The organism is Psychrobacillus sp. FJAT-21963 (assembly GCF_001420585.1).
Taxonomy (GTDB): Bacteria; Bacillota; Bacilli; order Bacillales_A; family Planococcaceae; genus Psychrobacillus.
On sequence record NZ_LJIY01000009.1, the window covers coordinates 6,414 to 26,980 of the forward strand.

Consider the following 20,567-nt stretch of genomic DNA (forward strand, 5'->3'; position numbering starts at 1 on the left):
GAAGGAGGAAATATAGAATGATAAAAAAATATAATTTTATTATTGAAGGAAAAATTATCGATGTATATGCGAAATCAAAAACAGAAGCACAAGAAAAAGCAAAGAAAATTTATGATGAAATAAGAATAGAAGACAGATCCCATCAAAAGTTACATTGGGCATAAAGGGCTTTTCCATAAGTAATATTCATAACGATAAGCATATAAATGTTGAATTATTAGCATTTATAAGCTTTTTTATTTTGGTTTATATGTCTGATTTAAGAAACGGAAGTATGCTGGTAGTTAGGCATAAAAATTTACATGGAGGTTATTGAAAGTTATCGTAATACATAAGGAACGGTTGAAGTGAAAGGAAGTATTGCGATGAGATTAAGCGTACTAGATCAAGCTCCTATAACAAAAGGTAATACAGCAGAGGGAGCCCTAAAAAAAGCGGAAGAGTTAGCTATATTGGCGGATAAGCTAGGATATTATCGAATGTGGATGGCAGAGCATCATGGAACAAAAGCTTTTGCTAGTTCATCACCTGAGATAACAGCCACTCATCTTGCTGCCAAAACGAAAAATATACGCATTGGAACCGGTGGAGTAATGATGATGCATTATTCTCCGTTAAAACTTGCAGAAGTATTTAAAACGCTAAGTGCTTTTTCACCTGGCCGAATTGATTTTGGAGTTGGCCGAGCTCCAGGTGGGGATAACTATTCCATTTATGCTTTATCTGAGGGGCGCCAGCCAATGTTGAATAATATGTATGAGAAATTTAAAACAGCTCTAAAGCTAATGAACGATGAAGTGCCGGAAGATAGCCTATATAATAAAACAATCGCGACACCTTATAACATAATGTTACCGGAGGCATGGTTACTTGGGTCCAGTGGTAATAGTGCAATTCAGGCAGGACGTATGGGTGTTGGGTATTCGTTTGCACAGTTTTTCAATGGTGGAATGAGTAAGGAAATTTTAGAAGCATATAGAAAGAACTTTCAAGCTTCAGCTTTTATGGAGAAACCAAAGATTTCTGTGACTTACTTAGCTACAGTAGCTGAAACAAAAGAAGAAGCAGAGTTTCAAGCACTTCCTCAAGATATTTCTAGACTTTCTTTAATGAGAGGGTCGATAATGCAAACGATGACACCAGAAGAAGCACAAGAGTATCCATTAACTGAAATGGATCGAATGATGATTCAAGAAAATCGTAAGATACATTTAGTTGGAAGTGCAAAAGAAGTTGCAACGATTTTACAAGATGAACAAGAAATGTATGGCTTTGACGAAGCGATGATCTGTAGTATCCCACATTCACAAGAGAAGCGTTTAGATGTGTATCGATTGTTAGCGGCTGAATTGTTTTAAGACTCATTGTATTAATTGCGAGTATTTGGTATATTATTAGTAATACAGTCTACGATGTGACCAAGTAAATGAGAATTGTGAAACAGAAAATATAGCAATTGCTGAGAGCTATATCACCGCTTCTTGTTGAAACCTACCACGGAGATGTTATGTAAACATAACCGGTTCGTTGTCGTTAACCAACGTTTGAGATAGTTCGCTAAATTTGCGAACTAATTAAAGGTGGTACCGTGTCTATCCAGTGTAAAGACGCCCTTTTTATAGGGGAGTTTTTACACTTTTTTTATTTTAAAGGAGGAAAAGTAGATGTCTACACAACAGAATGATTTTACAAAATGGTATATTGAAACGATTCAGAAAGCAGATTTAATGGATTACACGCCTGTTCGCGGATGCATCGCATTCAAACCAGATGGCTTTGAAATTTGGGAGCACATTCAAGAAGAAATGAACAAACGTTTTAAAGAAACTGGACATCGTAATGCTTATTTCCCAATGCTAATTCCAGAATCGTTTTTCCAAAAAGAAAAAGATCACATCGAAGGATTTTCTCCAGAGCTTCCATGGGTAACGGAAGCTGCTGGTGAACAATTGGAAGAACGTTTAGCACTTCGTCCAACTTCAGAAACGATGATCGGACACTTATATTCCGATTGGATCAAAAGTTATCGTGATCTTCCAGTGTTAATAAACCAATGGGCAAACGTATTCCGTTGGGAAAAGAAAACTCTTCCTTTCATCCGTACGTCCGAATTTTTATGGCAAGAAGGGCACACTGCACATGTAGATGAGGAAGAAGCTCGTAAAGAAACGATGCAAATGCTAAACATTTATAAAGAGGTTGTTGAAGAACTTTTGGCTATTCCAGTATATGATGGACAAAAGACACCTTCAGAACGATTTGCAGGAGCTGTAGATACGTATTCTATCGAAGCAATGATGAAGGATGGAAAAGCAGTTCAGGCAGGTACATCTCATTACCTTGGAACAAAGTTTGCTGAAGCATTTGATATTAAATATTTAAATAAAGAAAACAAACATGAACATGTTCATACAACTTCGTGGGGAACTTCTACTCGTTTAATCGGTTCTGTAATAATGGTGCATGGGGATGAGCAAGGTTTAGTCTTACCACCACGTGTTGCTCCAACCCAAGTTGTATTGATTCCAGTGGGACCTTGGAAGAAGAATCCTGCAATTATGGAAAAACTGGATGAACTATTTGTAGCATTAAAAACAAAAGGTATTCGTGTGCGCCTAGATGATTCCGATCAATCTCCAGGCTATAAATTCAATGAATGGGAACTAAAAGGTGTTCCAGTTCGTGTTGAATTAGGACCTCGTGATTTAGAAAACAATCAAGCGTTAATGAAAGCACGTGATGAGGCAGATAAATTCTCAGTGGACCTTGCTAATTTAGTGGAGCGTATTGAGGAAGAACTAAACACAATGCAAACACGTTTACTAGAAAAAGCACGTGCATTCCGTGATCAAAACTCACATACACATGTAAATTCACTGGAGGAGTTAAAACACCATCTTTCGAACTCTACTGAAAATGGGGAAATTCCTGGCTGGATTCTTGCTGGTTGGTGTGGAGATGACGCTTGTGAAGAGCATGTAAAAGAAGAAACTAAATTCACAACACGTAACATTCCATTCAATCCACCTGCTGAAAAGTCTACATGTATCAACTGTGGAAAAGAATCAAAACATACTGTATGGTTCGGTCGCGCATATTAATTTAATCTTACATTCTAAACAACCATTGCATAGACAATGGTTGTTTTTTTATTTCATAAAAAATGTGTAAGATTAAAGCAAGAGATTCGTCTAATAAATAGAGGGAGGAGGAATTCTTTGGAGAAGCATCTAATAGAAGAATGGTTTGAGTTATATGAAAAGGATGTTACTAGTTATCTAATATATTATACGGGATCAATAGACGTAGAAGATCTCGTCCAAGAAACCTTTCTAAGGGCTATGAAAAAAATGACGGTCTATAAGAAAAATGGGCACCCTAAAACGTGGCTAGTATCGATAGCAAGAAATATGGTGATTGACCAATATCGAAAAAGTAATGTTTGGAATAAAATAAGACATCTATTTATAAAAGAACAAGATATTCTTATAAATATGGAACAAAACATAATGATAAACCAAGATAATAGCGTTTTATATCATACAATAAACCAACTGCCAGCTCATTATAAAGAAATAATTATTTTAAAAGGGATTATGGAAATGTCATCCAAGGAAGTCGGTTTAGTGATCAGAAGTAACGAGAATAACGTAAATGTTCTGTACCACCGTTCCTTAAAAAAATTGAAAGAATTGCTGGAAAAGGAGGGGTTTGAACATGGAAGAATATAAGAGTCTTGAAGAAAAATTAAAAAACTTCCCCCAATATTCATTAGAAATTGATAAAAGGAATAAAATACTTTATTTATTGAAATCAAAGAGAACTACTCAAAAATATTGGACTTCTTTAAAACCAATCATGTCTTTTTTAAGCCTAGCTATCATTCTATTATTTCTTTTTTTAACTAGTAGCCTCTTTAATAACTATAATGTGCAACATGGAGCGATTTTTACATTACCTGATAGAAATCAGCAGGTTATTGGAGTAGAAGGGAAAATAGGAATACTTGTATCTAAAGAGCAATTTATTGCGGAAGACAGAAGACGAGGGGCAAAGCTCATGCTTTACTTTTGGGGAGATGTCGAAAAGCTTGTAGGAAAGAATTATCGAGTAGAAGCGGAAGGTATGAATGGTAAAAATATTGAATTGACTAAAGGGATTCTATCTAGTGGTTTAAATAGTGAGGATGCTCATGCATTAACTAGCTTTATTCCATTTCCAACAGAGGGGGGCTGGCAGTTATCCTTTTACGTGGAGGATCGTTTGTATGAATCATTTACTATTAATGTGTTACCACCATTTCCGAAAACAAAGCATTATACATTACTGAATTCACCAAAGGAGATTCCTGTTGGTAAAGAAAGTGAATTGAATATAGAAAGTACCATTGGTGATAAAGAAAAAATAGAAGTAAAGCTAATCGATGAAAAAGGAAACGTAAAGGAAACTTCTATGTTTCAACTTGATAGTTCCGCAATAGATGCTAATACCAATCAGACAATTTATCATTATTCAGGTGAAATTACATGGGGGGAACATGGCTCATGGAGACTACTTATTGATGGGGAGGAGACGGGATTATTTGAGAACTAGACAAAGAAACTTTGTATTTATAATGTAGTTGTCTCATTATAAATAAATAATGTCGGCCGATAAATAAGAAAATCGTTGAAACGGCTCCCTTTCCTCGGGTGTTGCCTTAGCCTCCTCGCTGCGCTGCTGGACAGAGCGTAGCGAAATTAATTTTTGCGACGAGCTTGCGCAGGAGCATTGTTTTTTTGCGACGAGCTTTGCGCAGAAGCAAGGGAAGCGGCTGAAGCCATGCCGGCGGACCGCGTCCGCCTGAAACGGAAATTAACGGGTACAAAATCTAAAACGCTCCTACCACAATAGTGGAAGGAGCGTTTTTCATAGTAGGAAATCCAGAGAAACTAATTGAGTTAACGTTTGCGATAGTTAGTCATTAGTCACTGGTAACATGGTGAAAAGTTACAGGTCATTGGTTTGCCGGTAGGGTTAAATGATTTCCTAACTATGCCTTGGCAAGGAGTCTCACCTTACCAAGGATTATGCATACTTTTCGTCGTCGAAGTTAAGGCTTATTGCATAGTTTTTAGCATTAATGAGTCCTGAAAGTTTATTTGCCTCTTTTTCATATTGTAGAGCATTTAAACGATATTCTTCTGGATTGAATAACGCAATTTGAATATATGTAGCTCCTTCGCCTCCATATCCGTATTGCACTCTTTCTTTTTCAGCAGCCCCTAGCTGTTTATAAATTCGAGCTTGGGCTCTCATTTGTGTTGCTAATTCAATTGCCTCCACAATGGTATATGCTTTGTCTTTAAACATAACCGTGTTGTTAATATTTGCTTCATAGATGAGTCGATCAAGTGTACGGATGTCTTTACGTGTTTCGGTAATTTCATTGTCTACTACTGAAACTGTTCGTGGTCCAACTTCTGGAACAGTGTCTTTCTCTATAATTTTATAAGCAACACGCATAATTTCTTCTTCCAGTTCATGAACTCTTTTCATTAATAAACTCTTTAGTTTAACTGCTTCTGCTAATGATATATTCGGCATATCTATATTCCCCTTTCTATTTGGTCATCGTGTAAAACAGTAGAGTACGCTTCTCCTCCATGGATTTGGGTAAACATAGTTCCCATGGACTCAACTAATTGAAGAGCGTCTACTTCACCCATTGATGGCCGGAGAAAAACAATTTGAATAGCATTTTTTGTGTTCTCCGTTACAGCAGTTCTTTTAGAATCAACAAATGGACTTCCGAATGGACCATATGTATCTTGTAAAGTAAGGATGTTATTCAATTTATTTTCACGTCCATTTAGCCCTTCGTAAACCGTTTCTTCATTACCAAGAGATATTGTAATATCTCCTTGAATCTTATCTACATCATAAATTCCCATCGGTATTTCATAACGCATCGAGAAAAAGTTATTTAGATCAACAGCAGAATGCATAGGTGTGATATAATTTTGTTTTGCAATCCGTCTATATAGTGCTTCAACTGATGGTCGGTATCGATTTGGGTCAGCCCCGAATTTTTTCCATAAAATACGCCATTCTTTTATTCCAGCGAATTCAGTTATCGCTTTGTCCTCCATTTCAAAAAACAGCTGTTCTTGAAATAATTGGAGGCGTCCTTTAAGCATTTGAGGGGAAGAAGTTACAACAATTTTGGTATAATGTATAATGCCTATTTTAAAGGTAGGGTCTATTTGTAATAAAGAATTATCCATTTTTACAAGCATAATAACCATCCTTACACATATTTTCTTTAGTTTACCATAAGAAAGGAGAACAATTGTGAATATAAACCAATTTCAACAAGAACTAATTGAATATGCTGCTTCTATTGGGATTGATAAGATAGGATTTACTTCTGCTTCTCCTTTCCATGAATTAAAAAATAGATTGATTCGCCAACAAGAGCTAGAATTTGCTTCTGGTTTTGAAGAGCCTGATATAGAGAAAAGAACTCAGCCAGATCTCTTGCTTCCGGAAGCAGAGAGTATTATATCTATTGCCATTGCGTATCCATCAAAAATGAAAGATGCGCCTTTAAGTGTCAAAGGGGCGAGACGTGGTATTTTTGCAAGAGCTTCATGGGGGATAGATTATCATACTGTGCTACGTGAGAAACTAGCACTTTTAGAGTTATATATATTAACGCATATACCAAATGCAAGGTTGCGTTCCATGGTAGACACAGGAGAACTTTCTGATCGCGCAGTTGCAGAGAGAGCTGGTATTGGTTGGAGCGCAAAAAATTGTTCCATTATTACGCCGGAGTTCGGCTCCTATGTATACTTAGGTGAGATGATTACATCTATTCCATTCTCTCCGAGCGAACAAATGGAGGAACAATGTGGTGATTGTAGGCTTTGCTTAGATATTTGTCCAACTGGAGCTCTAATAGAAGGAGGACAATTAAATGCTCAGCGATGTATTGCATTTATAACCCAAACAAAAACCATGGTTCCGGATGAATTTCGTGCAAAGATTGGAAACAGAATCTATGGCTGTGACACATGCCAAACTATTTGCCCCAAAAATAAAGGAAAAGCTAATTTGCATCAACCAGCTTTTCAGCCAGATCCCGAGCTCGTGAAGCCACTACTTATGCCAATGTTAGAAATGACTAATCGAACCTTCAAAGAAACATATGGACATATGTCTGGTGCTTGGAGAGGAAAAAATCCAATACAGCGAAATGCAATTATAGCATTAGCGCATTTTAAAGAAGTAGCCGCAGTACCAAAACTGATAGAATTGCTTGAAAATGATGCACGACCTGTTATTCGAGGAACAGCTGCATGGGCAATTGGTAAAATAAACACAGAAGATGGACTAGTAGCACTGAAGAAAGCAGAACAAAAAGAAGAAAACAATGAAGTACTAGAAGAAATTCGTAAAGGGCTTCAATTCTATACTATAGAGAAATAGGAAGTGGAAATGTTGAGCATTAATGTAGTGTTATATCAACCAGAAATTCCAGCTAATACTGGAAATATCGCAAGAACATGCGCAGGAACAGGAGCGAAATTACATTTAATACGTCCTCTAGGATTTTCTACAGACGATAAAATGTTAAAGCGTGCAGGTCTTGATTATTGGGAACATGTAGATATTACGTATTATGATGGTTTAGAAGAATTTTTTGACGCGTTTCCTGAAGGGCTATTTTATTTAATTACTAAATTTGGGGCAAAACCTCATACTACCTATGATTTTAGTGATGGAGAAAAGGATCATTTCTTTATTTTTGGGCGTGAAACGAAAGGGTTGCCACGAGAAATTATTGATGCCCATCCCGACCGTTGCTTACGTATTCCAATGAACGACAATATCCGTTCGTTAAATTTATCTAATACTGCAGCTATTCTTATTTATGAAGCATTAAGACAGCAAAATTATCCTGGTCTTCATTAATAGAAGCACTAGTCATAAAAAAACGGACGTAGTCTTTTGAGACTCGTCCGTTTTTAATATTTATTACTTCTCAGATGCACCTGGTTTGTCATCGTAACCTGCTTTAAAAATAGCAGTAAGGAATGATACACAAACGCCAAGAATAAGGATAAGTTTCATATCGAGTGCCTCCTCTATATATTCTGAACTAAGTATACCCTACTTTGTTTGAAAAAGAAATATTGCGAAAAAGTGTAATTATGTCTAAAATGTTTCTTTTGAAAGTTGCAACCTTCTAATTATTCATCTACCATAAAGAAAAGGAGTGATTTTTTAAATGAGTAATTTGAAAAATGGTCCAGAAAACGGTTCGATGGCAACGAATATGGAAGAAGTGAAGTTACTAGGTAAACAGATGGATAGGCTGAGAGACAATAACGAGCTGGAGCAAGATAATCGTGTATCAGACCCAGCCCAGTCGGATGATGTTAGTAAGATGAAGAAAAGAGAAAACGACTGATTCAATCAGTCGTTTTCCTTATAAGAAAGGATGAGGACAATGGAATTACATATAAACTCGACGAAACAACTTGCAAACGGTGTAGAAATGCCACGAATTGGTTTAGGTGTATATAAAATGACGGAACCGGATATCGCACTTCAAGCAATTACAGCAGCACTTGATGTAGGTTATCGTCATATTGATACAGCTTCCCTTTACGCGAATGAGAAAGAAGTCGGAGAAGCTGTACGCAATTCATCTGTTTCCCGTGAAGATATTTTCGTAACAACTAAAGTTTGGAACACGGACCAAGGATATGATCAAACCTTAAAAGCATTTGAGAAGTCTTTAGAATTATTAGGACTAGATTACATAGATTTATATTTAACACATTGGCCAGTAAAAGATACTTTTGTAGACACGTACCGTGCGATTGAACGCTTATATGAAGAAAAGCTGATTCGTGCAACGGGTGTTTCAAACCACCATCAGCACCATTTGGAAGCAATTGCTGCAAAGGCAAATGTTAAGCCAATGGTCAATCAAATCGAATGTCATCCTCGCTTGACACAATTTGATCTTCGTGAATATTGTGCGGAGCAGGGTATTGCGGTAACTTCATGGTCCCCTCTAGCAAGAGGCGGATTACTAAACGAACCTAGTCTACAAAGAATTAGTGAAAAATATGGTAAATCACCAGCTCAAACGATTATACGCTGGCACTTACAGCATGACTTAATTGTAATTCCTAAATCAGTAACACCAACTAGAATAGAAGATAATATAAATGTATTTGATTTTGAATTATCGTTTGAAGACATGAAAAACATAGATTCACTCAATCTGAATGAACGCACAGGTGCAGACCCAGATAATTTTAATTTTAATTAAACACTAATAACACTTATTCTATTAAATACATAGAGTAAGTGTTTTTCTATTTTTTTGTTATTTTTAACTTTATTGTTGTTAAGTAAAGATTTGAAAAGGTATAGCATACGCGCTGGCAACTGTCAGTATTAAGAATGTGCGCCTTAAAAGTGGCAAGTGCGAGAAGAATGAATAACAAGGTTAACATCCTAAACAAGACACAATAAATAACAGAGACTATTTTCTAAATATGAAACTAAATCGTCTATTTAATCGTATGTTGTACTAAACTAAGTGGAGTGTTGAAGCCACAAATTTAAAAGGCGGATGATAAATTAAATGAATAAAAATATGATATGGTTGGATATTTTATTTTATATTATTCTCCCTTTTATCATTTGGACTTATGGACGGGAGATTCTAGGCGATTATTGGGCTATGTTATTGTCAACCTCACCTGGCTTCATATACACAGTCTTTCGATTCGTGATAGATCGTCAATTCAATATTACGGGAACTTTTATATTGATAAGTCTATTGATTGGTACGTTGGTAGATTTACTGTCTGGGTCAGCTGAACGAATGTTATGGAATCAAGTTATTGTCGGTTTAGCTTTTAGTTTAATTTATCTTGGCTCGCTTACATTAAAAAAACCACTTGCTTTGTACTTTTTCGTAGATCTAGCCTATCTACAAGGGTATGCACGAGAGAATAGCAAAAAATTATTTTTTAGAAAAGAGCTATTAATATGGTTTCAGTTATTAACCTTGCTATTCGTCGTGAGGGGGTTAGCTTTAGCCGGGGTAAAGTCTTGGCTTATCTATAAGTATGGTGTGGATGCTTATAGTTCTATGCTTCTTTATACGAGAGTTATAGGAGGGTCCTTTTCTGTTCTTATGGCAATCGGGTATGTCTTTATAGGTATTAAGATAAAACAAGTAACAACGTTAGAAGGCAAAGTGGAGGTTAAAGTATAAGAATGGATCCCGTTACCTTTGGCCAGAACAATACCCCTCATCGAAAAAAACGAGGGATATTGCTCTTATATATTCACTTCTCTTTTTCTTTCTCCATTTCTATTTTTTTCATACTTTCTTGATATTCTTCTTCTACATCTGAAGTTGACGGGATAAAGGGCTCATCGTTGTAATCAGTTCGTTTTCCATATCGGCATATCTCATAAATGATCATTCCATTATTAGGCATTCCATTTATTGTTTTCATGGGCACGATATCGAATAGAACAAAGTAAAATGTATAAAAAATAAAACGTTCCAAAAATGTTTGGTATTCCTGTAAGTATCCGTTTGCTAATAGCGCATTAATAATTAGTGCTACTAGTAGATTAATGAGAATCGGGCCAGCGTAAATGCAAATATACGCTGGCTTACTTTTTCTCTTAATAGAATCATAAGAATACCAACTGTATAGATGATAATATTTTCGCACATCAAAAATTCCTATTTTAAAAATCCGAGGACCAGATCCAATGGTAAGCCTAGGATTTTGAACTCCAAAAATTTTACTCACAATTAAGTATCCTGTTTCTCTCAAAAATACTACTACGGGCAAGATAATAAATGCTGAAATGATTAATGAAAGTAAATCTGAAAAACCAAAGATTTTATCACTTCCCTTAAATTGATATTATCAACACTATTATCTTAAATACCCTAATAAACGAAGAAGAATCTTGTAATAAACTCCTAAAAAACAGAAAAAGTATCGGTAAAAGGAACCGATACTTTTTAGAAGAGAATTATTTTATGTTTCCACGTTTGTTTTTAGGATTCTTTATCCAGTATCTAATTCCTTTACCTGCATAAGGCTCATCTTTGAAACTTGGAATAACGTGAAGGTGTGCATGCATTATATGTTGTCCAGCATAAGAACTGCTATTCCAACCTATGTTGTATCCATCTGGACTTAGGTTTTCATCTAGTAGAGCTTTCACTTCTTTTAACAGTGAAAATGTAGTATTCCATTCATCCTCTGTTAAGTCGAATACATTTTCACGATGGCTAATTGGGACAATAAGACCTGAACCAATTAATACATCGTGGAATTTGAATGAACATACACTTTTCATTTTGTAAAATAACTTCTTGATCTTTAATCATTTCCAAGTGACAAAATGGTCAATTTTTCATTGCTTTTTATCTTCCACGACAATTACTTCGCCTGTAATTGGATGAACGAATTGAACTTTGAATGCATGAAGCTCATAAGTTTTTGTCGGTGTTTTTTTCGCTCCATATAAATCATCACCAACAATCGGATGACCTAAGTGAGCAAAATGTACACGAATTTGGTGTGTGCGTCCTGTTTCTAATATTGCGTGTACCTTGGTGAAATTCGGATGTCTACCAACTACTTCATAATGTGTAATAGCTAGTTGGCCGGAAGGTGAAACTCGTCTTTTTGTAGGATGATGACGATCACTTCCGATTGCAGCTCGAATCGTACCATGATTATTTTTCACTTGCCCCTCGACTACAGCTTCATATGTGCGAACAATTTCTTTGTTTTCAAGCATTCGATCTAGCATGCCTTTAACAATTGGATTTTTCGCTATAACGACTAACCCTTTTGTCCCCTCATCAATTCGATGGACATGTTCCCCATACTTTTGGCCATTGTTTGCTAAATAGTTCTGCACCGTATTCATGAATGTATGGTTTTGTCCTGATTCATTTGGATGAGTAGCCACTCCACGTGGTTTAGATGCAATTAGTAAATATTCGTCTTCATATGCAACATAAAGTGGGATTTGATCAGAAAGAAGATAGTTCGAAGCATCCCCTTCCCATTTGAAAACTAGGATGTCTCCTTTTGAAAGAGTAGATTTCCATTGCAGAAGCTCTCCGTTTACATCACTAACTGCCTTTTGCATGCGCAAATCATGGATAAGTTTTTTCCCAAGCTTCCACTTTTGTTGTAAAATCGTTTCAATTGTTAATCCATCTTCTAATACTGTATAACGGAATGTATGGTTCATGATCGTGTCTCCTTTTAAAAAAAGGTCATGCCTGTTGGGTCATGACCTTTCTGCTTATCAAATATAACGAATGCTTGTCTCTTTGGGAATATTCCACTTTTATTATTTCAATACTACTTGATCGAAAAAGGCTTGTATGTTTTCGTTAGGTACTGCACCTTCTACTCGCTCAACTTCTTTCCCATTATCAAAATAAACTAAAGTTGGTGTTGCTGTGATTTGATAGTCATCCCAGCCTTGCTCATATTCAAGGATATTATATTTTACAATATCTACACCGTTTTCCTCTGCAAGAGGGGTTAATCTAGGCGTCAATTCTTTACAGTGTACACATTCTGGACTAAAGAAGTAGGCAGTTACTGGTTCACCGCTTTCAATTTTTGCTTGTAACTCATCAGGATTGATAATATTTTGGTAGTTTTCATCATCAATTAAATCAATTGTGGATTGGCTTAAATCCTCTTTGTCATAGGGACTGTCAGCTAATTTCGATTTATTAGCTTGGTTTGTTAAGACGATGATTAATACAAATACAACAACGATTATTCCGCCGAAAATGGCTAATTTTTTCATCCTTTTTTTTCCTCCTTAATGCTTCTTAAAATTAATACACTGCTAATTGCGATTAAAATAAATGCAATAAGTGCTAAAAATGGTATTGTAATAAATCCTAAATAGTTTATATACTCTCCAGTACATGGAACTCTACCACACGTTGGAGCAGTTTCTTGCATAAAACTTAGTTTTTGAATGCTATAGTGATATGCTGATATACAACCACCAATTACTGAAAAAATGAGAGAAGTAAGTGCTATTTTTGCATTTTTTTGCGCGTAAGCGACTCCTAAAATAATGACGAGTGGATACATGAGAATACGTTGATACCAACATAATTCACAGGGCTCGTACCCTCGGATTTCAGAAAAATATAAGGAACCAATTGTAGCAGTTAAAGCCACTGACCACATAAATAACAAGATATTTTCAATTTTTTTTGTCATAGGTTGCTCCTTTAAAATACTTTGAACTCAAATCAAAGTATAAGGGTTATTTTAAGGTATGTAAATTATTTTATCTGTTTAGGAAAGAGAGCTATAATATAAAATAGTTAATAAAAAGAGGAGCGTTCAGAATGTCAGAAGAATTCGATTTATCACAGTTTGAAAAAATTATGATTATAAGACAAATGTCTTTTTCAGATATAGATTCCATCTTAGAAATCTCACGCCTATGTTTCCCTGGAATGGAGCCATGGGATGTTGCACATTTACGAAGTCATTTAACTATTTTTCCGGAAGGGCAATTGGTTGCAGAACTAGACGGAAAAGTAATTGGATCTTGCTCCAGCTTAATTATTAACTTCGATGAGTATGATGACCGGCATTCCTGGTCAGACGTTACAGATTCAGGATATATAACGAATCATAATCCAGACGGATATAACTTATATGGAATTGAAGTGATGGTGCATCCGGATTATCGTAGAATGAAGGTGGGCCAGCGTTTATATGAAGGTCGAAAAGACGTTGCGAGACAGTTCAATTTAAAGTCCATTATTATTGGTGGACGGATTCCTAATTATCATAAACACGCTAATGAAATGTCACCAAGAGAATACGTTACAGCAGTATCACGACATAAAATATATGACCCAGTCCTAACATTTCAGTTAATGAACGGATTTACGCTTATGCGTATTAATCCTAATTATCTTCCTGATGATCGGGCTTCTGCAAAATACGCTACGTTGATGGAATGGAATAATGTAGATTATATTCCTTTGTCCAAGAGACATTTTAAAACGAGCTACCCAGTACGTATTTGTGCAGTACAATATATGATGCGTAAAATTAATTCCTTTGAAGAGTTTGCACATCAATGCGAGTACTTTGTGGATGTAGCTTCCGATGCACAATCGGATTTTGTTGTATTTCCAGAAATATTCACAACACAATTAATGTCAATTTTAGACGAGCCTTCACCTAGCCAGGCCGTTCGCAAGTTAACTGAATATACGCCGCAGTATATGGAATTATTTGCAGATTTATCTGTTCGCTACAATATTAATATTATTGCTGGATCTCATTTTGTAGAGGAAGAAAATGAGGAAATCTATAATATTGCGTATTTATTCCACAGAGACGGCGCAATCGATAAACAGTATAAAATCCACATTACGCCGAATGAACGGAAATGGTGGGGAATTAGTTCTGGAGATACTGTTCAAGTATTTGACACTGATTGTGGTAAAATTGCCATTCAAATTTGTTATGATATCGAGTTTCCTGAGCTTGCTAGGATTGCGACAGATATGGGTGCAAATATTATTTTTGCACCGTTTTGTACAGAGGATCGTCAAGGATATTTACGTGTTCGTTATTGTGCGCAAGCTCGCGCAGTAGAAAATCAAATATATACTGTTATCTCAGGTACTGTAGGAAACTTACCCCAAACAGAAAATATGGATATCCAGTATGCCCAGTCTGCTATCTTTGCACCTTCCGATTTTGAATTTGCAAGAGATGGAATTGTAGGAGAAACAGAGCCAAATGTTGAAATGGTCTTAATCGGGGATGTCGATTTAGAAATTCTAAGACGTCAAAGACAAGATGGTACGGTAAAGCATTTAAAAGACCGCCGTCATGACGTCTATGGTATTGATTATAAAAAATGAGGAATGGGAGTTTCGCAATATGTCCTATAAACAATTATTTGACCAATGGAATAGTTTTTCCGATTTAGAACCTATTTGGAAAGAAGATCTTCAGTTACTGATCAAAGATGATAAACGAATGGAAGATGCTTTTTACCGTGACCTAGAGTTTGGTACAGGTGGAATGCGTGGAGAAATTGGAGCCGGGACGAATCGTATGAATACATATACGATTCGCAAGGCTACTACTGGACTTGCTGAATATATAAAAGCGGCTGGATCAGAAGCAATGAATCGTGGAGTGGTTATTGCTTATGATAGCCGTAGATATTCTCCTGAGTTTGCACAGGAAACTGCTAATACACTAGCGTCCAATGGCATTAAAGCCTATTTATATAGTGAGCCTAGAACAACTCCTCAGCTTTCCTATTCTGTTCGCAAACTACAAGCATTTATGGGAGTCGTTATTACCGCTAGTCATAATCCACCTGAGTATAATGGTTACAAAGTATACGGGGAAGATGGGGCTCAGCTGAACTTAAGTGATGCAGATGCAGTCATTGCTTATGTTAATGAAGCAGGAGATGCACTCCAAATAAAACAAAAATCTTTAAATGAAAACCTAATTGTCCGGTTAGATGAGGACATAGACAAAGCATATATAAATGAATTAAAAACAGTACAAGAAAATCCAACAATTGCGAACAATTCTGATTTAAAAGTAGTATTTACACCTCTTCACGGTGCATCAGGAAAAACTGTGAAGAGGATATTAAACGAAGTAGGATACAGACATATCCATTATGTAAAAGAACAAATGGAACCAAACGGTGAGTTCCCTACAGTAAAATCCCCAAATCCAGAAGAAGAGAGTGCTTTTGAATATGCTATTCAATATGGCAACGAAGTAGATGCTGATATATTAATTGCGGTAGATCCAGATGGAGATCGAGTTGGACTAGCAGTTAAAACGAGCGAAGGTTATAAATTATTAACGGGCAATCAAACAGGTGCGATATTAATAGAGTATTTATTGACACAAAGAAAAGAAAAAGGTGAGATGCCTGCTAATGGACGAGTATTTAAAACAATTGTGACCTCTGATTTTGGACGTGTTATTGCTGAATATCATGGAGCAAGTTCGGAAGATGTGTTAACAGGTTTTAAATTTATTGGTGAGAAAATTAAACAATATGAAGAAACGAAACAATTCGAGTTTTTATTTGGTTATGAAGAGAGCTATGGTTATTTAGTTAAAAGTTTTGCAAGAGATAAGGATGCCATCCAAAGTGTTCTAGCTATAGTAGAAGCAGCTGCTTACTATAAAGAGCAAGGAATGACATTAGTGGAACTTTTACATGCATTATACGATAGACATGGTTATTACTTAGAAGGTCTCATTTCAGTCACGAAAAAAGGTGTTACTGGGGCAAATTCAATTAGAAATTTACTGGAACAATTACGATTAAATACCTTGGCAGAAGTGGCTGGAATAGCAGTCCTTTCACAAGAAGATTATTTAACTTCTTTGAGAACATTTGCAGACGGTCGAGAAGAGGAGCAATTGTTATTACCAAAATCAAATGTTATTAAATATTTTCTAACGGACGGTTCTTGGGTATGTGTTAGACCGAGTGGAACAGAGCCAAAGATAAAGTATTATTTTGGTGTGACAAGCGCTTCAGAAACTGAAAGTATGGAGAAATTAGAAGCAATTAAACATGCATTTACAACAGAAATGAATAAGTTCTTGAATTAATTGAGACAATCCGAGTAAATTATATACTCGGATTTAGATTAGACAAACTCGAATTTATATAGATAATTCAGTTTTTCCGAAGCTTACCGCTCGCTTTCTGCAGGCGAGCACCGAGCCGCTTGGGCCAACACGATGTTGGTTATGAAGGCGTTGCCTCAGAACGAGGCATTCTTAGCCTTCCTACTTTACGCTGAGGGCACTGAAATGTCGTCCAATAAATAAGAAAATCGTTGAAACGGCTCCCTTTCCGCGGGCGTTGCCTTAGCCTCCTCGCTGTGCTGCGGGGTCTTCGGCTAACGCTATTCCCGCAGGAGTGTCGCCTTTTTCAACGATTTTCAAAAAATACTAATTGAAAAAATTTAAGTGATAAAAACTTGCTTTATTAATGGCATGATGGTTTTCTAATTGAAAAGCGAATAATAGTTGATTGGAGTGGAAGGTGGCGACTCCAGCCGGAATAGCAAATGTTTTCTGCACCGAAAGCGAAGCGGCAGGTGCATGAGCTGAAGACCCTGGACTGAGCGCAGAGAGGGAAGCGGCTGAAGCCATGCCGGCGGAAAGCGTCCGCCTGGAACGGAAATCAACGGTGCCCAAACAAAAAGCGATTCCTTGTTATTTAGTAAAGTCAAATTCTATAGATTTTTTCACTGCCCTCTCTACGCTCCACCAGGATCTCGTCTGTCTCGCTTTCCCGCAGGTATCGAGCGGACGCTTCTTCAAACCAATAAATGTTACCTTAATATTTTCTTTATTTCTCAGGAATAATCTTGAGTATTTAAATAGTTACAACATAAAATCTAAATAATGAATGAGACCAAGTAGCCAACTGGCTTTAGTCTTCAATCTGAATCCGAGTAAATTATATACTCGGATTTTTTTCATTTGAATGTAATAGTTTCAGTCAAAAGTATGATGTCTTGTTTTTACAATCATCGAACATAAAATGATAAGATGGGAATAGGAAATTACGGAATACGGAGGAGTTTACATGCAATCCAATGAACTCTCAAACATAGAATTATTGAAAGAAATAGCTGAGTTTTTAAATGAAGAAACCGAAATGGAACAGATGCTGCAAGGGGCACTACAAAAACTTTTAGAAGGAACAATTTTTGAAACCGGATGGATATTTTTTATCAATAAAAAAGGAAAGCAACAGCTCATTACTCATGAAAAGTTGCCAAGAGCACTTCAAGAAAATGAATGCAAACATTTACAAAAAGGTGGATGTTGGTGTGTTACAAGATTTCAAAAAGGTGATTTAAACAAAGCTTCTAATATTATTGAATGTAAACGAATCGTCAATGCAAGAAATATGAATCGTGAAGATCACGGTGGCATAACGCATCATGCAACGGTCCCTTTACAATCAGGACAAGAACAATTTGGACTATTAAATGTAGCAACACCGAATACAATTCGATTTGAAGAAGGGGAACTTGCTCTTCTTGAATCTGTTGCCTTTCAAATCGGTTCTGCTATAAAACGAATTTATTTAACGAAACAGGAGCAACAAGTTGCACTTGTACAGGAAAGAAATAGACTCGCACGTGATTTACATGATTCAGTTAATCAATTACTTTTTTCGGTGACGTTGACAGCACGTGGCGGGGTTGAAATGACCGACCAAAAAGAAATAAAAGAAACGTTTAAAGAAATTCAATATTTAACGCAAGATGCACTAACCGAAATGAGAGCACTTATCTGGCAGCTACGTCCAAAAGGCTTAGAGTCTGGCATCATCGAGGGTATAAAAGGGTATGGAGAGATTTTAGGATTAACACTTACTGTTAAAGTAAAAGGGGTTGTAAATTTGCCAGCGAGTATTGAAGAGACTCTGTTTCGAATTGCTCAGGAAGCGCTTAACAACGTTCGAAAGCATTCAGGTGTACTAAAAGCGGAGCTCTACTTAACGGTTACTCCGACGGATATTCTATTAGTTGTTAAAGATGAAGGTAGAGGATTTCATATGAATGAATTGAAAAGTTTACCTTCTATTGGTTTACAGAGTATGAGAGATCGAGCACGTGCAGTTGGTGGAACAGTAGATTGGGTGACAGAATGGAATAAAGGTACGGAAATTTTAGTACGTTTACCTTATTAGGAGGGAGTAAGCATGATACGAGTATTGATTGCAGATGACCATCATGTTGTTAGAAGAGGCTTAATGTTCTTTTTAAAAACGCAAAAGGATATGGATATTATCGGAGAAGCAACGAATGGAAGAGAAGCGATAGAGTTGACAGCTTCTTTACATCCAGACGTTATACTTATGGACCTAGTTATGCCTGAAATGGATGGAATTCAAGCAACTAAGCGAATAAAAGAAAAGTTTCCAGATATTCAAATTTTAATGCTTACTAGCTTTTCGGATAGAGATCATGTTATTCCAGCATTAAAGGCAGGAGCAGCAGGATACCAATTAAAAGATATTGAACCCGATGATCTGGCAGAAGCTATTCGAAAATTAATGCGTGGGGAACATACGATACATCCTGAAGCAACGACGCAGTTAGAAAGAGAAAATGAACCAGCCGAAATAAGTCCACATGAAGAACACCCTTTAACACCAAGAGAACAAGATGTATTGTCAGAGCTAACAAAAGGGAAAAGCAATCGAGAAATTGCTTCTTCACTGTTTGTAACGGAAAAAACAGTAAAAACACATATATCCAATATTTTCGCAAAGCTTCATGTTCAAGATCGTACACAGGCAGCATTGTATGCAGTGAAACACGGACTGACAGAGCCAAGCGGACAATAAAAAACCGATGTATCCTTGCGATACATCGGTTTTTTTGTTAAAAATCTGGGTATCGCTCAATCTTTTGGGAGAGTCGCTCAATCTTCAGACAGAATCGCTCAACAACACCAAATTATCGCTCAATCATCCCAAACAATCGCTCAATCCATTAATAACTCTTCTAAATGAGGTTCTATATGTACAAGAACGACGGAAAAGGGTTTTACTTTCATGATGCGCTGCTCAATCTCTTCTGTAATTCGATGGCTGTCCACTACGTTGAGATTAGGATCAACTGTAACTGTTAAATCAACAAACATTAAATTACCATGCATTCTTCCTTTAAAGCTTTTTAAAGTTTTAACCCCATTCACAAGCTTTACAACTGTTGAAAGGGCTTCAGCTTCATCCACATTAAAACCATCCGAGAGTGTATAAGCTGCTTCATGAAAAATAGTATACGCGGTATACATGATTATAATCCCTACAATTAAAGCTGTTATGCCATCTAATATAGGAAAACCTAAAATGGATCCAACTATACCTATTGTAGCTCCGATACTTACTAATGCATCCGAGCGATTATCATACGCTGCTGCTTTAAGGGCTGCACTATTAATACGAGTACCTAATTTTAGATTGTATCTATAGACAATATACATGACCACTGCACTGATAAAACCTACAATCGCAGTTAATGTAGAAGGAACTTCTTCTACTGGATTTGCTAGATGTTGAACAGCTTGAAGTATAACTTGAATACCTATTGCAGCCATAATGAAGGCAGCAACTAAGGATGCTATCGTTTCTGCACGTAGATGTCCATATTGATGATGATCATCAGGTGGTTTTTGAGAGATTCTAAGCCCGATAAGTATTGCAATTGATGCAATAATATCCGTAAAGTTATTTAGTCCATCCGCTTTTAATGCTTCGGAAGAACCAAGGAAACCGACAGTTAGTTTAAATGCACTTAATACTAAATAAATACAAATACTAACCCAAGCGCCTTTTTCCCCTTCGCGTAAGTTTGTGTATAGTTCCAAAGTGTTTCCTCTTTTCAACATTTTTAGGCATATGAAAACGACTCTCTTATTGGGAGA

General features: G+C 36.5%; 22 protein-coding genes. 13 read left to right on the forward strand and 9 right to left on the reverse strand.

Annotated elements, in window-relative coordinates; genetic code table 11:
• The first annotated feature begins 365 nt into the window (after positions 1 to 365).
• The 4 genes from AN959_RS16610 to AN959_RS16625 all read left to right on the forward strand — a co-directional run bounded on the left by AN959_RS16610 (position 366) and on the right by AN959_RS16625 (position 4,593).
• Positions 366 to 1,358, forward strand: coding sequence for an LLM class flavin-dependent oxidoreductase (locus tag AN959_RS16610; RefSeq protein ID WP_056832404.1), 993 nt, complete (start codon positions 366 to 368; stop codon positions 1,356 to 1,358).
• A gap of 306 nt (positions 1,359 to 1,664) precedes the next feature.
• The gene (gene proS / locus AN959_RS16615) at positions 1,665 to 3,101 is read left to right on the forward strand and encodes a proline--tRNA ligase (RefSeq protein ID WP_053588298.1); all 1,437 of its coding nucleotides are present in this window, start codon (positions 1,665 to 1,667) and stop codon (positions 3,099 to 3,101) included.
• 117 nt (positions 3,102 to 3,218) lie between these two features.
• Entirely contained in the window at positions 3,219 to 3,731 is a 513-nt protein-coding gene (locus tag AN959_RS16620; RefSeq protein WP_053588299.1) for an RNA polymerase sigma factor, read from the forward strand.
• Positions 3,718 to 4,593: a hypothetical protein gene (locus tag AN959_RS16625; RefSeq protein WP_056832405.1), complete on the forward strand. Its 876-nt coding sequence runs from the start codon at positions 3,718 to 3,720 to the stop codon at positions 4,591 to 4,593. Before AN959_RS16620 ends, AN959_RS16625 begins: the two co-directional genes overlap by 14 nt.
• Positions 4,594 to 5,067: 474 nt before the next feature.
• Here the strand turns inward: AN959_RS16625 and AN959_RS16630 are convergent, their stop codons facing one another.
• On the reverse strand, positions 5,068 to 5,586 hold the full coding sequence (locus AN959_RS16630) for a hypothetical protein (RefSeq protein WP_053588301.1): 519 nt from the start codon (positions 5,584 to 5,586) through the stop codon (positions 5,068 to 5,070).
• 2 nt (positions 5,587 to 5,588) lie between these two features.
• Entirely contained in the window at positions 5,589 to 6,278 is a 690-nt protein-coding gene (locus tag AN959_RS16635; protein ID WP_056832407.1) for a B3/4 domain-containing protein, read from the reverse strand.
• Positions 6,279 to 6,333: 55 nt separating this feature from the next.
• On the opposite strand from AN959_RS16635, the gene queG reads away from it, so the two are divergent.
• The 5 genes from queG to AN959_RS16660 all read left to right on the forward strand — a co-directional run bounded on the left by queG (position 6,334) and on the right by AN959_RS16660 (position 10,288).
• Positions 6,334 to 7,473 (forward strand): tRNA epoxyqueuosine(34) reductase QueG, encoded by a 1,140-nt coding sequence (gene queG / locus AN959_RS16640; RefSeq protein ID WP_056832409.1) that lies wholly within the window; start codon positions 6,334 to 6,336, stop codon positions 7,471 to 7,473.
• 9 nt (positions 7,474 to 7,482) lie between these two features.
• Positions 7,483 to 7,959 (forward strand): tRNA (uridine(34)/cytosine(34)/5-carboxymethylaminomethyluridine(34)-2'-O)-methyltransferase TrmL, encoded by a 477-nt coding sequence (gene trmL / locus AN959_RS16645; protein ID WP_172794396.1) that lies wholly within the window; start codon positions 7,483 to 7,485, stop codon positions 7,957 to 7,959.
• A gap of 316 nt (positions 7,960 to 8,275) precedes the next feature.
• Positions 8,276 to 8,458: a hypothetical protein gene (locus AN959_RS16650; RefSeq protein ID WP_053588305.1), complete on the forward strand. Its 183-nt coding sequence runs from the start codon at positions 8,276 to 8,278 to the stop codon at positions 8,456 to 8,458.
• Between the two features lie 39 nt (positions 8,459 to 8,497).
• A complete protein-coding gene (locus AN959_RS16655) occupies positions 8,498 to 9,331 on the forward strand; it encodes an aldo/keto reductase (RefSeq protein WP_053588306.1) in 834 nt (277 codons plus the stop codon).
• A 318-nt stretch (positions 9,332 to 9,649) separates the two neighbouring features.
• Positions 9,650 to 10,288: a VC0807 family protein gene (locus AN959_RS16660; protein ID WP_056832413.1), complete on the forward strand. Its 639-nt coding sequence runs from the start codon at positions 9,650 to 9,652 to the stop codon at positions 10,286 to 10,288.
• Positions 10,289 to 10,361: 73 nt separating this feature from the next.
• Here AN959_RS16660 and AN959_RS16665 read toward each other — a convergent pair whose 3' ends face one another.
• From AN959_RS16665 to AN959_RS16685, 5 genes are all read right to left on the reverse strand, one after another.
• Complete coding sequence (locus AN959_RS16665; RefSeq protein ID WP_253278940.1) at positions 10,362 to 10,841, reverse strand: hypothetical protein; 480 nt, start codon at positions 10,839 to 10,841, stop codon at positions 10,362 to 10,364.
• Between the two features lie 229 nt (positions 10,842 to 11,070).
• A complete protein-coding gene (locus tag AN959_RS16670) occupies positions 11,071 to 11,400 on the reverse strand; it encodes an HIT family protein (protein ID WP_056832414.1) in 330 nt (109 codons plus the stop codon).
• Between the two features lie 57 nt (positions 11,401 to 11,457).
• Complete coding sequence (locus AN959_RS16675; RefSeq protein WP_056832416.1) at positions 11,458 to 12,309, reverse strand: RluA family pseudouridine synthase; 852 nt, start codon at positions 12,307 to 12,309, stop codon at positions 11,458 to 11,460.
• A gap of 102 nt (positions 12,310 to 12,411) precedes the next feature.
• Positions 12,412 to 12,882, reverse strand: a complete 471-nt coding sequence (locus tag AN959_RS16680; protein ID WP_056832417.1) for a co-chaperone YbbN — start codon at positions 12,880 to 12,882, stop codon at positions 12,412 to 12,414.
• The gene (locus AN959_RS16685; protein WP_056832419.1) at positions 12,879 to 13,310 is read right to left on the reverse strand and encodes a disulfide oxidoreductase; all 432 of its coding nucleotides are present in this window, start codon (positions 13,308 to 13,310) and stop codon (positions 12,879 to 12,881) included. Before AN959_RS16685 ends, AN959_RS16680 begins: the two co-directional genes overlap by 4 nt.
• Positions 13,311 to 13,441: 131 nt before the next feature.
• Here AN959_RS16685 and AN959_RS16690 point away from each other — a divergent pair, with 131 nt between their 5' ends.
• Positions 13,442 to 14,983 (forward strand): carbon-nitrogen hydrolase family protein, encoded by a 1,542-nt coding sequence (locus tag AN959_RS16690; RefSeq protein WP_056832421.1) that lies wholly within the window; start codon positions 13,442 to 13,444, stop codon positions 14,981 to 14,983.
• A gap of 19 nt (positions 14,984 to 15,002) precedes the next feature.
• Positions 15,003 to 16,721, forward strand: a complete 1,719-nt coding sequence (locus tag AN959_RS16695) for a phospho-sugar mutase (protein WP_056832806.1) — start codon at positions 15,003 to 15,005, stop codon at positions 16,719 to 16,721.
• Positions 16,722 to 17,066: 345 nt separating this feature from the next.
• On the opposite strand, the gene AN959_RS16700 is transcribed toward AN959_RS16695, so the two are convergent.
• The gene (locus AN959_RS16700) at positions 17,067 to 17,315 is read right to left on the reverse strand and encodes a hypothetical protein (protein WP_156350821.1); all 249 of its coding nucleotides are present in this window, start codon (positions 17,313 to 17,315) and stop codon (positions 17,067 to 17,069) included.
• Between the two features lie 394 nt (positions 17,316 to 17,709).
• Between AN959_RS16700 and AN959_RS16705 the strand changes: the two genes are divergently transcribed.
• Positions 17,710 to 18,825 (forward strand): GAF domain-containing sensor histidine kinase, encoded by a 1,116-nt coding sequence (locus tag AN959_RS16705; protein WP_053588314.1) that lies wholly within the window; start codon positions 17,710 to 17,712, stop codon positions 18,823 to 18,825.
• Between the two features lie 12 nt (positions 18,826 to 18,837).
• Complete coding sequence (locus tag AN959_RS16710; protein WP_053588315.1) at positions 18,838 to 19,485, forward strand: response regulator transcription factor; 648 nt, start codon at positions 18,838 to 18,840, stop codon at positions 19,483 to 19,485.
• A 140-nt stretch (positions 19,486 to 19,625) separates the two neighbouring features.
• On the opposite strand, the gene AN959_RS16715 is transcribed toward AN959_RS16710, so the two are convergent.
• Positions 19,626 to 20,510: a cation diffusion facilitator family transporter gene (locus AN959_RS16715; protein WP_053588316.1), complete on the reverse strand. Its 885-nt coding sequence runs from the start codon at positions 20,508 to 20,510 to the stop codon at positions 19,626 to 19,628.
• Positions 20,511 to 20,567 lie beyond the last annotated feature (57 nt).